The 15,115-nt window shown below is 67.4% G+C and carries 14 protein-coding genes; 12 read left to right on the top strand and 2 right to left on the bottom strand.

The genetic code is table 11. The features are described 5' to 3' along the window. Positions 1-27: 27 nt before the first annotated feature. The 7 genes from EJI00_RS06320 (at position 28) to EJI00_RS06290 (ending at position 7,386) form a co-directional block, all read left to right on the top strand. Positions 28-1,578, top strand: coding sequence for a benzoate-CoA ligase family protein (locus tag EJI00_RS06320; protein WP_126746620.1), 1,551 nt, complete (start codon positions 28-30; stop codon positions 1,576-1,578). Between the two features lie 136 nt (positions 1,579-1,714). Continuing rightward, positions 1,715-2,521 (top strand): alpha/beta fold hydrolase, encoded by an 807-nt coding sequence (locus EJI00_RS06315; RefSeq protein ID WP_126746619.1) that lies wholly within the window; start codon positions 1,715-1,717, stop codon positions 2,519-2,521. Further along, positions 2,518-3,702, top strand: coding sequence for an ABC transporter substrate-binding protein (locus EJI00_RS06310; RefSeq protein WP_126746618.1), 1,185 nt, complete (start codon positions 2,518-2,520; stop codon positions 3,700-3,702). Before EJI00_RS06315 ends, EJI00_RS06310 begins: the two co-directional genes overlap by 4 nt. A gap of 156 nt (positions 3,703-3,858) precedes the next feature. Continuing rightward, a complete protein-coding gene (locus EJI00_RS06305) occupies positions 3,859-4,731 on the top strand; it encodes a branched-chain amino acid ABC transporter permease (protein ID WP_126746617.1) in 873 nt (290 codons plus the stop codon). Continuing rightward, positions 4,728-5,699 carry a branched-chain amino acid ABC transporter permease gene (locus EJI00_RS06300; protein WP_126746616.1) on the top strand — a complete coding sequence of 324 codons (972 nt, stop codon included), beginning with the start codon at positions 4,728-4,730 and terminating at the stop codon, positions 5,697-5,699. Before EJI00_RS06305 ends, EJI00_RS06300 begins: the two co-directional genes overlap by 4 nt. A gap of 145 nt (positions 5,700-5,844) precedes the next feature. Next, positions 5,845-6,597: an ABC transporter ATP-binding protein gene (locus EJI00_RS06295; protein WP_126746615.1), complete on the top strand. Its 753-nt coding sequence runs from the start codon at positions 5,845-5,847 to the stop codon at positions 6,595-6,597. Positions 6,598-6,684: 87 nt separating this feature from the next. Beyond that, positions 6,685-7,386 carry an ABC transporter ATP-binding protein gene (locus EJI00_RS06290; protein WP_126746614.1) on the top strand — a complete coding sequence of 234 codons (702 nt, stop codon included), beginning with the start codon at positions 6,685-6,687 and terminating at the stop codon, positions 7,384-7,386. 179 nt (positions 7,387-7,565) lie between these two features. Here EJI00_RS06290 and EJI00_RS06280 read toward each other — a convergent pair whose 3' ends face one another. Then, positions 7,566-8,273: a Crp/Fnr family transcriptional regulator gene (locus EJI00_RS06280; RefSeq protein WP_126746613.1), complete on the bottom strand. Its 708-nt coding sequence runs from the start codon at positions 8,271-8,273 to the stop codon at positions 7,566-7,568. Positions 8,274-8,418: 145 nt separating this feature from the next. Between EJI00_RS06280 and EJI00_RS06275 the strand changes: the two genes are divergently transcribed. From EJI00_RS06275 to EJI00_RS06260, 4 genes are all read left to right on the top strand, one after another. After that, positions 8,419-9,342 (top strand): 3-keto-5-aminohexanoate cleavage protein, encoded by a 924-nt coding sequence (locus tag EJI00_RS06275; protein ID WP_126746612.1) that lies wholly within the window; start codon positions 8,419-8,421, stop codon positions 9,340-9,342. Positions 9,343-9,403: 61 nt separating this feature from the next. Continuing rightward, complete coding sequence (locus EJI00_RS06270) at positions 9,404-10,396, top strand: Bug family tripartite tricarboxylate transporter substrate binding protein (protein ID WP_126746611.1); 993 nt, start codon at positions 9,404-9,406, stop codon at positions 10,394-10,396. A gap of 10 nt (positions 10,397-10,406) precedes the next feature. Beyond that, on the top strand, positions 10,407-11,348 hold the full coding sequence (locus tag EJI00_RS06265; RefSeq protein WP_126746610.1) for a 3-hydroxyacyl-CoA dehydrogenase NAD-binding domain-containing protein: 942 nt from the start codon (positions 10,407-10,409) through the stop codon (positions 11,346-11,348). Between the two features lie 94 nt (positions 11,349-11,442). Continuing rightward, positions 11,443-13,251: a feruloyl-CoA synthase gene (locus EJI00_RS06260; RefSeq protein ID WP_126746609.1), complete on the top strand. Its 1,809-nt coding sequence runs from the start codon at positions 11,443-11,445 to the stop codon at positions 13,249-13,251. Between the two features lie 4 nt (positions 13,252-13,255). On the opposite strand, the gene EJI00_RS06255 is transcribed toward EJI00_RS06260, so the two are convergent. Then, complete coding sequence (locus tag EJI00_RS06255; RefSeq protein WP_126746608.1) at positions 13,256-14,602, bottom strand: hypothetical protein; 1,347 nt, start codon at positions 14,600-14,602, stop codon at positions 13,256-13,258. Positions 14,603-14,686: 84 nt separating this feature from the next. Here EJI00_RS06255 and EJI00_RS06250 point away from each other — a divergent pair, with 84 nt between their 5' ends. Beyond that, positions 14,687-15,109 carry a hotdog fold thioesterase gene (locus EJI00_RS06250; RefSeq protein WP_126746607.1) on the top strand — a complete coding sequence of 141 codons (423 nt, stop codon included), beginning with the start codon at positions 14,687-14,689 and terminating at the stop codon, positions 15,107-15,109. Positions 15,110-15,115: the final 6 nt, after the last annotated feature.

Here is a 15,115-nt window from a genome sequence, read left to right as displayed (position 1 = left end):
AAAAGAACACGGCCCCAGGAGACACGCATGACAAGCCCGCCCGCACGATTCAACTTTGCCGAACACCTGTTCGCCCTCAACCGCGGCCGCGCCCAACGCATCGCCTACATCGACGACCGCGGCACGTTGAGCTACGGCCAGCTCGAAGATCGCGCGCGCCGCCTGGCCGCCGCGCTGAAGGCTGCCGGCGTGCGGCGCGAGGAACGCGTGCTGTTGCTCATGCTCGACAGCAGCGACTGGCCCGTGAGTTTTCTGGGTTGCCTCTATGCCGGCGTGGTGCCCGTTGCGGTCAACACCCTGCTCACGCCCGACGACTACGCCTACATGCTCGACCACAGCCGCGCGCAGGCCGCGCTGGTGTCGGGTGCGCTGCTGGCGGGCCTGCAGGAGGCGATGGGCCGCGGCACGCATGAAGTGCACACGCTGATCGTCTCGCAACCCATGGGCGCGATGCCTGGAGGCGCGCTGGAGTTCGACAACCTGATCGCCGCCGCCGAGCCGATGGCATCCGCCGCGGCTACGGCTTCCGACGACCCCGGCTTCTGGCTCTATTCCTCCGGCTCCACCGGCAAGCCCAAGGGCACGGTCCACACGCATGCCAACCTGTGGTGGACGGCTGAGCTCTACGGCAAGCCGGTGCTCGGTCTCACCGAGAACGACGTGTGCTTCTCGGCCGCGAAGATGTACTTTGCGTATGGCCTGGGCAATGCGCTGACCTTTCCGTTGTCGGTCGGTGCGACCGTCGTGCTGATGGCCGAGCGCCCCACGCCCGATGCCACCTTCCGCCGCTGGGTAGAGCACAAGCCCACGGTGTTCTTCGGCGCACCCACGGGTTTTGCCGGCATGCTCGCATCGCCCAAGCTGCCGGCCCGCGAAGCCGTGGCCCTGCGCATGTGTTCTTCCGCCGGCGAGGCATTGCCCGGCGAGATCGCACAGCGCTTCAAGGCGCATTTCGGCTGCGAGATCATCGACGGCATCGGCTCCACCGAGATGCTGCACATCTTCATCTCCAACCGCCCCGGCGACGTGCGCTACGGCACCACGGGCCGGCCGGTGGAAGGCTACGAGGTGGAGCTGCGCGGCGAAGACGGCCGCCCGGTGCCCGACGGCGAAGTGGGCGACCTCTACATCCGCGGGCCGAGCGCGGCGCTCATGTACTGGTGCAACCGCGAGAAGTCGCGCGAAACCTTCCAGGGCGGCTGGACCAAGAGCGGCGACAAGTACACGCGCGATGCCGACGGCTACTACACCTATGCCGGCCGCAGCGACGACATGCTGAAGGTCAGCGGCATCTATGTGTCGCCGTTCGAAGTGGAAGCCACGCTGATGCAGCACCCGGCCGTGCTCGAGGCCGCGGTGATCGGCAAGGAAGATGCGGACGGGCTGACCAAGACCAAGGCTTTTGTCGTGCTGAAGGAAGGCCAGTCGGTCGCGGACGAGGAACTGAAGGCCTTCGTGAAGGAGCGGCTCGCGCCGTACAAGTACCCGCGGTTTCTTGAATTTGTGCAGGAGCTGCCGAAGACGGCGACGGGGAAGATTCAGAGGTTCAGGTTGCGTGAGCGGGAGCGGCAGGCATGAGCGCCTCCCTGTCTTTCTCCCTCCCCTCCTGGGGGAGGGCTGGGGTGGGGGCAAGCGGCCTGTGCAAAGGCATGGCCTCTGCCAGCGCCGCGAGCCCCCATCCCCACCTTCCCCCAGCGGGGGAAGGAGCAATGCAATGAGCACCGACTTCGCCACCATTGAATGGCGCAACCGCGCGGTGCGCATCGAATGCCAATGGATCGCCCCCGAGCGCACCGATGCCCCCCTCATCGTCTTCCTCCACGAAGGCCTCGGCTCCATCGCCATGTGGAAGGACTTCCCCACGCAGGTCTGCGAAGCCGCCAACGCCCGCGGTCTCGTCTTCTCACGCCCCGGCTATGGCCGCTCCACGCCGCGTGAAGAAAACGAGATCTGGGACGTCGACTTCATGCACCGCCAGGCGCACGAGGTGTTGCCCGCCCTCTTCGCCGCACTGCAGCTCGGCGATGATGAAAAGCCCTGGCTCTTCGGCCACAGCGATGGCGGCTCGATCAGCCTGCTGTATGCCTCGCGATTCCCCGACAAGGTGCAGGGTCTCGTGGTCCTGGCGCCGCACATCTTCGTGGAAGACGTGACCGTCGCGAACATCGAACAGGCCCGCACCGCCTACGTTTCCACCGACCTGGCGAAGAAGCTCGGCCGCTACCACGACAGTGCCGACTCCGCCTTCTGGGGCTGGAACCGCATCTGGCTGCATCCGCCGTTTCGCGAATGGAACATCGAGGCCGAGCTCGACGCCATTCGCTGCCCGGTGCTGGCCATCCAGGGTATCGACGACGAGTACGGCACGCTCGCGCAGATCCACGGCATTGCGGCGCGCGTCAGTGGATGCGAGCTGCTCGAAATCCCTGAATGCGGGCATTCCCCGCATCGCGATCAGCCGGATCGTGTCATCGTCGCGGCCACTTCTTTCATTGCCAAAAACAGGAGACAAACACCATGACCCCATTCACCCCGGTTCGCACAGCACGCCTCGCGCTCACCGCGATCGCATTCGCCGCACTGGCATCCGCCGCCGGCGCCCAGGGCACCGGCAAACTCAAGGTCGGCCTGATGCTGCCCTACAGCGGCACCTTCACCGCGCTGGGCGTGGCCATTGAAAACGGCTTCAAGCTCTATGTCGACGAACAGGGCGGCAAGCTCGCGGGCCGCGAGATCGAATACTTCAAGGTCGACGACGAATCCGATCCGGCCAGGGCCACCGACAACGTCAACAAGCTGATCAAGCGCGACAACGTCGACGTGATCGTGGGCACCGTGCACTCCGGCGTGGCCATGGCCATGGCCAAGGCCGCGAAGGAAAGCGGCACCGTGCTCATCGTGCCCAACGCCGGTGCCGACGCGGTCACCGGTCCGATGTGCGCGCCCAACATCTTCCGCAGCTCGTTCAGCAACTGGCAGCCGGCCTACGCCATGGGCGAAGTCGCGGCCAAGCAGCAGGGCAAGAAGAAGGTCATGACCATCACCTGGAAGTACGCGGCCGGGGAGGAGTCGGTCAACGGCTTCAAGGAAGGCTTCGAGAAGGCCGGCGGCAAGGTCGACAAGCAGCTCACGCTGCCGTTCCCGAACGTCGAGTTCCAGGCGCTGCTCACCGAGATTGCCGCGGCCAAGCCCGACGCGGTGTATGCCTTCTTCGCGGGCGGCGGCGCGGTGAAGTTCGTCAAGGACTACCAGGCCGCCGGCCTCAACAAGACGATTCCGCTCTACGGGCCGGGCTTCCTGACCGACGGCACGCTCGACGCGCAGGGCGAAGCCGCGCAGGGCATGCTGACCACGCTGCACTACGCCGACGGCCTGAACACGGCGCGCGACAACGCGTTCCGCGTGGCCTATGCCAAGGCGTTCAAGCTGCAGCCCGACGTGTATGCGGTGCAGGGTTATGACGCGGCGCAGATGCTGGGCGTGGGCTTGGCCGCCACCAAGGGCGACATCGGCAAGAAGGCCGAGTTCACGGCCGCCATCGAGAAGGCCAAGATCGACAGCCCGCGCGGCGCGTTCACGATGAGCAAGTCGCACAACCCCGTGCAGGACATCTATCTGCGCAAGGTGGAAGGCAAGGAGAACCGGCTGGTGAGCATCGCGGCCAAGGGGCTGGCGGACCCGGCCCGTGGCTGCAGGATGTGACCCACCCCCGTCCCTCGCTCACTTCGTGTAGCTCGACTCCCCCCTCGAGGGGGCGACACCGGCGGCCCGGCGAAGCCGGTTCCGCGGTGTCCCCCGAACATCGCGGGCGCTGCGCGCCTCGCTCTTTCTCTGAGCCCTCTACCGGGATGATCTAACGTGGATTTCGGCACCTTCCTTGTCCAGTGCCTGAACTCGGTTCAGTACGGACTCCTGCTCTTCCTGGTGGCCTCGGGGCTCACGCTGATCTTCGGGATCATGGGCGTGATCAACCTGGCCCACGGCAGTTTCTACATGATCGGCGCGTACATGGCGTTCACGCTCGCGCCGCTGTTCGGCGACCAGTTCCTGCTGATGCTGGTGGCCGGCGTGGTGCTGGCGGCCATCTTCGGCTATCTGCTCGAATGGGCCTTCTTCAGCTACCTTTACCAGCGCGACCATCTGCAGCAAGTGCTGATGACCTACGGGCTCATCCTGGTTTTCGAGGAGCTGCGCTCCATCCTCGTGGGCAACGACGTGCACGGCGTCAAGGTGCCGGCGTGGCTCGACGGCAGCTTCGCGCTCGGCAACGTCATGAGCTACCCGTGGTACCGGCTCTTCGCGTCGGCCGCGTGCATCGTGCTCGCGGTGGCCTTGTACTGGGTGGTCAACCGCACACGGCTCGGCATGATGATCCGCGCCGGCGCCAGCAACCGCGACATGGTGCGCGGCCTGGGCATCGACGTGAAGCGGCTCTACCGCATCGTGTTCGCGGCCGGCGTGGCGCTTGCCGCGCTGGCCGGGATGATCGCGGCCCCGATGTCTTCCGTGTATCCGAACATGGGCGCGAGCGTACTCATCATCTGCTTTGTGCTGGTGGTGATCGGAGGCATCGGCTCGATCACCGGCGCGCTGCTGGCGTCGCTGCTGGTGGGCTTTGTCGACACCTTCGGCAAGGTGTTCTTCGCGGACCTTGCCGGCATCGGCATCTACCTGCTGATGGCCATCGTGCTGATCTGGAAGCCTGAAGGGCTGATGGGGAGGCGGCCATGACGCAAGCGCACACCTCCATGCGGCGCGGCGCGTTTCTCGTGCCGGTGATCTGCGCCATCGCCATCGGCGTGCTGGGCCCGCTCATGGGCAACTACGTCTCGGACTTCGTCGTCAAGGTGATGATCCTGTCGATCTTCGCGCTGAGCCTCGAATTGCTGGTCGGCATGACCGGCCTCGTGAGCCTGGGGCATGCGGCGTTCTACGGCATCGGCGCGTATGTCACGGTGCTGGCCTCGGGCAACGAGGGCGGCAACCTCGCGTTGCTGCTGCCCGCGGCCATGGGTGCTGCTGCGCTCTATGCATTGTTCGTGGGCGCGCTCAGCCTGCGCACGCGCGGCGTGTACTTCATCATGGTGACGCTGGCCTTCGCGCAGATGGCGTTCTTCGTGTTCCACGACACCGCGGTCGGCGGCGGCAGCGACGGCATCTACATGTATGTGCGTCCCGCCATCGGCAAGCTCGACATGGAAAACCGCATGGTGCTGTTCTATGTGGTGCTTGCTTCGCTGGTGTTCACCTACGGGCTCCTGGCGCTGGTGCGCCGTTCGCGCTTCGGCGCGGCGCTGGCGGGCATTCGGGTGAACGAGCAGCGCATGCGCGCGGCGGGCTTTCCGGTGTACGGCTACAAGCTCGCGGCCTTCGTGCTGGCGGGTGCGCTGGCCGGGCTGGCGGGCTTTCTGCTGGCCTCGCGCGACGGCGTGGTCAACCCCGAGCTCATGGCGTGGCACAACTCGGGCGAGGTGCTGCTGATGGTGATCCTGGGTGGCCTGGGACATCTGCGCGGCGCGGTCATCGGCGCCGTTGCGTTCACGCTGCTGAAGGAGATCTTCTCCACGCATGCGGTGATGGGGCCGCTCGCGGACCATTGGCAGCTGACGCTGGGCATCGCGATCATCGTGTTCGTGGCATGGCTGCCGAAGGGGCTGATCGGTCTTGTGAAGCGCATCTCGCCGAAGGAGGCTGCATGACTGCCCCCGCGTTCGGGATTTGTCCCCTCTCCCGCAAGCGGGAGAGGGCTAGGGTGAGGGCTGCGGTCCTGCCCGTCGCCCTGCGCTTTCTACCGCCCAGTGCCCTCACCCCAGCCCTCTCCCCGAGGGGAGAGGGAGCAAGACTATGAATGCAGGCGCTCTTCTTTCCGTCACTGGCCTCACCCGCCGCTTCGGCGGCCTCACCGCCGTCAACGTCGTCACCCTCGACCTGCACGTAGGCGAGGTGCACGCGGTGATCGGCACCAATGGCGCCGGCAAGTCGACGCTCATTAACATGCTCTCGGGCGAGATCGAGGCCTCCGAAGGCCGCATCACGCTCGACGGCGTCGACGTCACGCAGCGCGCGCAATGGCGCCGCGCCCGCGCGGGCGTGGGCCGCAGCTACCAGCGCACGACGATCTTCCCGGAGTTCAGCGTGCACGAGAACTGCCGGCTCGCGGCCCAGGCCGCCACGGCCCGGCCGTGGACAGTGTGGCAGTCGTCGCAGCAATGCGAGGCCAGCAATGCGGCGGCCGATGCGGCGCTCGAAGCCGCCGGCCTTTCGAACGAAGCCCCGCGCATCGCCGGCACGCTGAGCCACGGTGCGCAGCGCCAGCTCGAAGTGGCGATGTGCCTGGCCACCAGGCCCCGCGTGCTGCTGCTCGACGAGCCGCTCGCGGGCATGGGCGCCGAGGAAACCGACCGCATGCTCACCCTGCTCGCGCGGCTGAAGGCCACGCACGCCATCCTGCTGGTGGAACACGACATGGATGCGGTGTTCCGCGTTGCAGACCGCATCACCGTGATGGTGAACGGCACGGTCATCGCCACGGGCGACCCGGCCTCGATTCGAGAAAACCCCGAAGTGCGCACCGCCTATCTCGGAGAGGACCACTGATGCCCCCACGCTCATCACTTCGTGTATTCGCTGCCTCCCGAGGGGGCAATGGCCTCCCTAGGGGCGGCCCGTCGGGAGGCCACTGACATGCTCGTCGTCCGCGATCTCAACACCTACTACGGCAACAGCCACATCCTGCGCGGCGTGCATGCCGGCATACCGGCCGCCACGTCGGTGGGCCTGCTCGGGCGCAACGGCATGGGCAAGACCACGCTGATCCGCAGCATGATGGGCTATGTGCGGCCCGCCTCGGGCGAAGTGCAGGTCGATGGCCGCACAGTCACGGGCTGGCCGCCCGAGAAGATGGCGCGCCTGGGCATCGGCTATGTGCCCGAAGGCCGTGGCATCTTTCCGAACCTCTCGGTGCGCGAGAACCTCGTGATGAGCGAGCGCGCGGGCATCGACGGACGGCGCGCCTGGACCTTCGACCGCGTGATGGCCACCTTTCCGCGGCTGGCCGAGCGGCTCTCGCATGGCGGCCAGCAGCTCTCGGGCGGCGAGCAGCAGATGCTTTCCATCGGCCGCGCGCTCATGACCAATCCGCGCCTGCTGATCCTCGACGAGGCCACCGAGGGCCTCGCACCGCTGATCGTGGCCGAGATCTGGCGCGTGATCGGCGAGATTCGCGCAACCGGCATCGCCACGCTGATCGTGGACCGCGATTACCGCAAGGTGCTTGCGCACACCGATCTTGCGGTGGTGATGGAAAAGGGCCAGATCGTGCGGCATGGGGCATCGGCCGACCTGCTGGCCGAGCCGAAGGCGCTGGAAGAGCTGCTGGGCGTGTGAGCCTCATGCGTCCCGCCGTGCGATCAGGAAATCGATGAACACCCGCATGCGTAGCGGCACATGTCGTCCGTCCGGGTACGGCAGCGCGTAGGGCCTCGAGCGGCCCGCAAAGGGCTTGAGCACGTCGTCGGAGCAGCTGTAGACTGTTCGCGAGAAGGCGCAGTGAAGGCGGGCTGGAGCTACTCGATAAACCGCCGCAGCCCTTCCAGGTCGATCACGGTGATGCCGCCGTACTCGATGCGCAAAAAGCCCGCCTCCTTCAGCCGGCTCAGCGCCGCATTGCACCGCTGCCGCGACACCCCCGAGAGATTGGCAATCTCTTCCTGCGAGGTCTGCAGGTGCAACTCGCTGCCCGGGTACAGCCACGGGTGGAACAGCCCCGCCAGCGCGCGCGCCACCTGGCCGTCGGCGTCCAGCAACCGGTGCGCTGCGTAGTTGCCCATGAACCAGTGCAGCCGCTCGTTGAGCTGCCGCAGCAGAAAGTGATCGAAGCCGCGCTGGGTGCGGTGCAGCCACTCGAAAGTCTCCAGCGGCAACTGGGCCACGCGGCTGGGCCGCAGCGCAATGACGTCGGCCGAGCGCGGGGCCGCGCGAAGCAGCGTGCCTTCGCCGAACCAGCAGCCGACCGAGAGACCGCCGAAGGTGACCGAGCGGCCGTCGCTGGAGGTGATGGACCACTTGAGCAGACCTTCGAGCGTGCCGTACCAGTGCAGCGGCGTATCGCCGCGGCGGCACAGGGCGGCGCCGGCCGCAACCTCGACTTCGCGCATCTCGTCGAGCACGCGCTCGCGCGCCGCTTCGTCGAGCAGCGGAAACCAGGCCGAGCGCTGAAGCAACTGCTCGATCGTGAGCGATGCCGCCTTGATGGCCGGCTTCGTCGTGGACATGAAAAGAAAGCTCCTGATGGCGCGGAAAAGGGGCCGCGCCGCGTAAACCCTGACTCCAAATGTCGTCGCAATGACTGAGTGTGCCTGCGCCTCCAAAAAATAATAGCGCGCCCCTCATGAACGAAGACACCAGGAGACCCGGAGCATGTCGTCGAAGCGCAAAGTGATCGTGACCATTGCCCCCACGGGCGGCATGGCGCACAAATCGCAGAACCCGCACCTTCCCACCCAACCCGCCGAAATCGCGGCCGACGTGCTGCGCTGCTGGAACGCGGGCGCCAGCGTGGCGGCCATCCACGCGCGGCGGCCCGACGACGGCGCCACCTGCGACGCCGAGGTGTACCGCGACATCAACAGCCGCATCCGCAACGCCGGCTGCGACATCGTCATCAACAACTCCACCGGCGGCGGGGTGCATGGCGACATGGTGAAGCCGCTGGCGGGCGACCGCTGGGAGATTGCGTGGGAAGAGCGCATCAAGGGCATGGACGCGGGCGCCGAGATGTGCACGCTGGATGCGACCACCCTGAACCTGAGCTTCGAGGGCAGGCAGATCCTGATGGACACGCCCATTACCCGCGGCCGCGAGCTGGCGGCCGGCATGAAGGCGCGCGGCATCAAGCCCGAGTGGGAGGTGTTCAGCCCCACGCACATCCTGCAGGACACGACCACGCTGATCGGAGAGGGCCACGACGACGAGCCCTACTTCATCAACCTGGTGATGAACGTGCACCGCAACTTCCAGAACGCGATGCCGTATTCGCCGCGCTTCCTGCAGATGATGGTCGACACCCTGCCCAAGGGCAGCATCTTCGGCGTGAGCGGCATTGGCACCTCGCAGCTGGAGGCCAACGTGGCGGCGCTGCTGCTGGGCGGGCATGCGCGCGTGGGCCTGGAAGACAACCTTTATTTCCGCCAGGGCGAGCTCGCCACCAACGTGCAGCTGACCGAACGCATCGTGCGCGTTATCCATGAGCTCGACATGGAAGTGGCCACGCCGGCCGAAGCAAGGCAGATGATGGGACTGCCGCGCAGAGGCGGGCCGCGCCCCGAGTTCGCGCCGCGTTGAAGCGGCCGATCGGCCCCGCAGAACCTTGCCAGATACCTGCCAAAAAAACAGGAGACATGCCATGAACAACCGCCGCCACTTCCTCCACACGCTGGGCGCAGCCACCGCGCTGGGCACCCTCTCGCCCTTGGCCGCGCTGGCCCAGGCGCTCGAGCAGGTCAAGATCTACTACGGCTTTCCGGCCGGCAGCTCGGGCGACAGCGTGGCGCGCCGCGTGGGCGAAAAGCTCGCGGGCTCTGCCTATACCCGCAACGTGGCGGTGGTCGAAAACAAGCCGGGAGCGGGCGGCCGCATCGCGCTCGAAACCCTGAAAAGCGCGCCGGCCGACGGTAGCGTGCTGGCGCTGTCGCCGTTCTCGTGCACCTCGATCTATCCGCACATCTACAGCAAGCTCAGCTACGACCCGAGCAAGGACTTCGTGCCGGTGTCGATCGCCGCCGTCATGCACCACGGCCTGGCGGTCGGCCCGCTGGTGCCGCCCGATGTGCGCACGGTGAAAGACTTTCTCGCCTGGGCCAAGGCCAACCCGAACCAAGCCAGCTACGGCTCGCCGGCGGCCGGCTCCACGCCGCACTTCATCGGCGCGCTGCTGGGCCTGAACAACGGAGTGGACCTGAAGCACGTGCCCTACCGCGGCTCGATCCCAGGCGTGACCGATGTGGTGGGCGGGCAGATTGCCGCCATGGTCACGCCCAGCGGCGACTTCATTCCCAACCACAAGGCCGGCAAGCTGCGGCTGATTGCCACATCGGGCAAGGCGCGCTCGCCCTTCTCGCCGGAGGTGCCGACCTTTGCAGAACAGGGCTTCGGCGAGCTGACCACCGAAGAGTGGTTCGGCTTCTACGCACCGGCCAAAACCCCCGCCAGCGTGGTGGCCGCGGCCAATGCCGCGATCAACGCGGCCATCAAGGAAAAGGTGGTGACTGACAGCCTGGCCGTGGTCGGACTGATCGCCCAGGGCTCCACGGCCGAGGAGATGGCACGTTCGCAGCGGGCCGAGGCGGAGCGCTGGGGGCCGCTGGTGAAGAAGATCGGCTTCACGGCGGATTCCTGAGGCGATGCGAATGGAACTGACTCCGAAACGCGTGGCGGTGGTTGCTACGGGCGTCATCGGCGCCAGCTGGGCCTCCTTCTTCCTGGCAAAGGGCCTGGACGTGGACGCCACCGATCCCTCGCCCGATGCCGAGGCGCGGCTGCGCGCGGCGGTGGCCGCGCATTGGCCGACGCTTGAACGCTTCGGCCTGGCTGCCGGGGCTTCGGCCGGGCGGCTGCGCTTTCACGCCCGGCTTGAAGACGCCGTGGCGCACGCCGACTTCGTGCAGGAGAGCGGCCCCGAGCGGCTGGATTTCAAGACGGACCTGTTCCGGCGCATGGACGAGGCCGCACCGGCTCAGGCTATTCTGGCGTCGAGTTCCTCGGGGCTGGCCATCAGCGCGGTGCAGGCCGAGTGCAAGCACCCGGAACGCGTGGTGCTGGGCCATCCGTTCAATCCGCCGCACCTGATTCCGCTGGTGGAAGTAGTGGGCGGCGAGCGCACTTCGGCCGAAACCATCGAACGCACGATGGCGTTCTATGCGGCCATCGGCAAGCGGCCGATCCACGTGAAGCGCGAGATCAAGGGCCACATTGCAAACCGGCTGCAGGCCGCGCTCTGGCGCGAAGCCTTTCACCTGGTCAACGAAGGCGTGGCGAGCGTGGCCGATATCGACGCCGCCATTGCGCACGGCCCGGGCCTGCGCTGGGCGGTGATGGGGCCGTTCATGAACCTGCATCTCTCCGGCGGTGCGGGCGGCATCGAACACGTGCTCGCGCACCTGGGCGGGCCGATCGAGGACTGGTGGAAGGACCTCGGTGCGCCGTCGATGACGCCTGACCTCAAGCAGCAGGTGACGCAAGGCGTGGCCGAGGAACTGGGTGCGCGGCGCGTTTCCGACCTGGAAGCCGCGCGGGACATCCTGCTGTTAGACCTGATTCGCGCCAAAGCCGACACCGGCAGACTCGACTAGAAATGACTGCCCCCCGGCTTGCCACTTCGTGTGCTTCGCCACCCCCCGTGGGGGAGGCGCGGTTCGCTTTGGGGCGGCCCGGCAGCGACCGCATATGACCGACGACGACTTCCTCCTGGACGAGAGCCAGATTGCCCCGCCCCGCACGGTGCGCATCGACTTCGACGACGGCTCCTTCGCGCTGCGTTCACCGGTGGCCCTGCGGCCCTATGCGCGCTGCATCGGCGAATGGATCGAGCGCTGGGCGCGCGAAACGCCCGAGGCGCTGGCCTTTGCGGAGCGCGACGAGAGCGGCGAAGGCTGGCGCAGGCTCGACTACCGCGCGCTGCGCCAGGCCGTGGGTGCGGTGGCGCAGGCGCTGCTCGACCTGAAGCTGCCCGAGGGCAAACCCATCGCGATCCTTTCGGATAATTCGATCGACCATGCGGTGCTGATGCTCGCGGCCATGCACATCGGCCGCACGGCGTGCTCGCTCTCGAGCGCCTATTCGCGCATGGCAAAAGATCCGTCGCGGCTGCACGGCATGCTGCAGGCGCTGCAACCGGCATTGATCTATGCATCGGATGCCAAGGTGTACGGCGGTGCGCTCGCGGGCTGCGGCGTGGAGGCGGTGGCGGTGTTCAGCCGCAATGCCGATGCACACGCCGGCGCCCTGCCCGTTGCGCAGTTTCTCGAAGCCAGCGAAACACCGGCCGTGATGCAGGCCTACCAGGCCGTGCTGCCCGACACCCACGCCAAGTACCTGCTGACCTCGGGTTCCACGGGCAAGCCGAAGGTGGTGATCAACACGCACCGCATGCTGTGTGCCAATCAGCAGATGATGACGCAGACCTGGCGCTTCCTCACGCAGGAAAAACCGGTGCTGGTCGACTGGCTGCCCTGGAGCCACACCTTCGGCGCCAACCACAACCTGAACATGGTGCTGTGCCACGGCGGCGCGCTGTACATCGACGAGGGCCGGCCTGCGCCGGGGCTCATCGAAAAGACCGTGCGCAACCTGCGCGAGGTAAAGCCCACGCTGCTGTTCAACGTGCCGCGCGGGTTCGACATGCTGCTGCCGTTTTTCGAAACCGACGATGCACTCGCGGCCGAGGTGTTCTCGCGGCTGCGGCTGGCCTTCTATGCGGCGGCGGCGCTCGCGCCCTCGACCTGGCAGCGGCTCGAAGCGGTGGCCAAGCGCGTGCGGCCCGAGCGGCCGCTGTGGCTCACCACCTCGTGGGGAGCGACCGAGACTTCGCCCGCCATCACCTCGGCGCACTGGAAGCTCGACGGGGCGGGCTGCATTGGCGCGCCGCTGCCGGGGCTCGAGCTCAAGTTCGTGCCCAACGGGCAGAAGCTCGAGATGCGCGTCAAGGGCGTCTCGGTGTTTCCGGGCTACCGCCATGCGCCGCGCGAAACGGCGGAGGCGTTCGATGAAGAGGGCTACTACCGCATCGGCGATGCGGGCTACCTGACCGACGCCGGCCGGCCCGAACGCGGCGTGGTCTTCAACGGCCGCGTGGCCGAAGACTTCAAGCTCTCGAGCGGCACCTGGGTGTCGGTGGGTACCCTGCGCGTCAAGCTGGTGTCGATGCTGGCGCCGCATGCGCAGGACGTGGTGCTCACCGGCCACGACAGCGACGAGATCGGCATGCTGGTGTTTGCCGCTCCCCAGGCTGCGCCGCAGGCACTCGCCGCGCGAATTGCGGACGTGCTGCGCGCGCTGCGCGATGAGGGCGCGGGGTCTTCTCAGTGCCCCACGCGTGCGCTGGTGCTTACAGAGGCGCCGAGCCTCGATGCGGGCGAGATCACCGACAAGGGCTACATCAACCAGCGCGCGGTGCTCACGCGGCGCGCGGCCGACGTGGCACGGCTGCATGCCGGCGCCCACCACGACCTGCAGGTGATACGCCCGCGCGATTGAAGCGTCAGCGCGACACCGCAGGTGGCTTGGGGGGCCGCGGCGGTGGGGCTTTTTTCTTCTTTGCGGGCTCTTCGGCGCCGAACAGCTTTTCCACCTGCTGTCCCACGCGCGCGCCGATGGCCGTGCCCACGCCCGGCAGCACCGCGGTGCCGACCGCGGCGCCGGCCAGCGCACCGCCGGTCAGCGAAATCTCGGGGTCGCTGGCGGTGCCGCCGATCTTGAGCGGCATGCCCACCACGCCGTCGACGATATCGACCGCCAGCTCGCCGTCCAGCTTGCGATTGAAGAACCGCAGGTTGCCGCTGGCGGTGAGCACGCCCGATCGCGCCTTGAGGTTGGTGTAGCGCAGCACGATGCCGTCTTCGGTGCCCTGCGTTTCGAGGGTGCCGGTGAGCTCGTCGAGCGGCGTGGTGCCGCTGCGCTCGGTGCCCGCGGTGAGCACCGTCTTCGCCAGGTCCAGCCCGGTGAGCGTGGCGGGGCGGACCGAAAAGGTGGTGCGGGTGCGCATGCCGCGGATCAGCCCACCCAGGTCGCCGGCCTCGGCCACCAGCGTGGAAAAGCCGGAAACCTTGCCGGCGACCGCCGTGCGCCGGCCAAAGGCTTGCACCAGTCCTCCGAGGTCGATCTGGCGAGGTTCGAGTTCGGCCGACACGCGCAGCCTGTCTTCCGGCAGCGTTTCCAGCAGAGTGACACCGTTCCACGTGCCGCCGCCCGCGTCGATGCGGGTGCGCCACCGGTCCTGTCCTGCCGCGGCACGGTCCAGGCGCAGCCGGGCAGGAGGCGATGCGCCGGCGCGTTCGAGGCGCGCCTGGCGGGGCCGCCAGTTGGCGTCGAAGCTGATCTCGCCGTCGTAGGCCAGCGCGATGTCGCGCCGGTCGATCCAGACCACGTCGCGCCAGCGCAGCTTCTCCAGCGGCACCGGGGCCAGCGTCCAGGGCGCGGGCAACGCGACGATATTGCCGCCCTCCTTCGGCTTGGGGCCCTTGCCGCGAAATGCGCGGAACGATTCGCGCGGCAGCACCAGGCTTTCGATCTCGGCCTCGTCGAGGGCGACGACGCGGCGCAGCAGCTCACCGAGCTTGAACTGGAGGGTGATGCGGCGCAGCGTGATCGGGCGGGGCTGGTCGGTCGCGACGTTGGAAAGCACGAGCACGGGCGCCGGCAGCAGCGCCCAATGCGCACTGCCCACTTTCAGGCCAACGCCAAAGCGCTTTTCGAAGGCTTCGGAAATCCGGACCGCCACCTCTTCGTCGCTGGGCAAGCGGGTGCTCACCACCCACACCAGCACCCCGGCCCCGAGCAGCAGGACCGCGGCAATGCCGGCAAGCCAGAGTCTGAGAGGGCGCTTCATCGCAGCAAGTTAGCACGCAAAGGAGACTGCCATTGTCAGCCGCCATCGCTATAGTTTCCAGCACATCCGTACCGGAGAAAACGAATGCGCATCTGGAAGAAAGAGATCTCGGTCGAAGAGCTCACCCGCAACCACGTCGGCACCGCCGTTTCCACGCTCGGCATGGAGTTTCTGGAGGTGGGCGACGACTTCATCCGCGCCCGCGTGCCGGTGGACGAGCGCACCCGCCAGCCCTACGGCATCCTGCATGGCGGCGTGTCGGTGGTGCTGGCCGAAACGCTGGGCTCGTGCGGCGCGCACTATTCGGCGCCCGAAGGCGACCGGGCCGTGGGCCTGGACATCAACGCCAATCACATCCGGGCGGTCACCAGCGGCTGGGTCACCGGCACCGCGCGGCCGGTGCACCGCGGCCGCAGCACGCAGGTCTGGCAGATCGACCTGACGAACGAGGCGGGCGAGCTGACCTGCGTGTCGCGCATCACGATGGCGGTGCTGCAGCCGCGCTGAGGTACG

Origin of the sequence: Variovorax sp. DXTD-1 (assembly GCF_003984625.1) — a bacterium.
Classification (GTDB): domain Bacteria; phylum Pseudomonadota; class Gammaproteobacteria; order Burkholderiales; family Burkholderiaceae_C; genus Variovorax.
The sequence above is the reverse complement of the archived record's forward strand: the minus strand, read 5'-3'. Positions and strand labels throughout refer to the sequence as shown.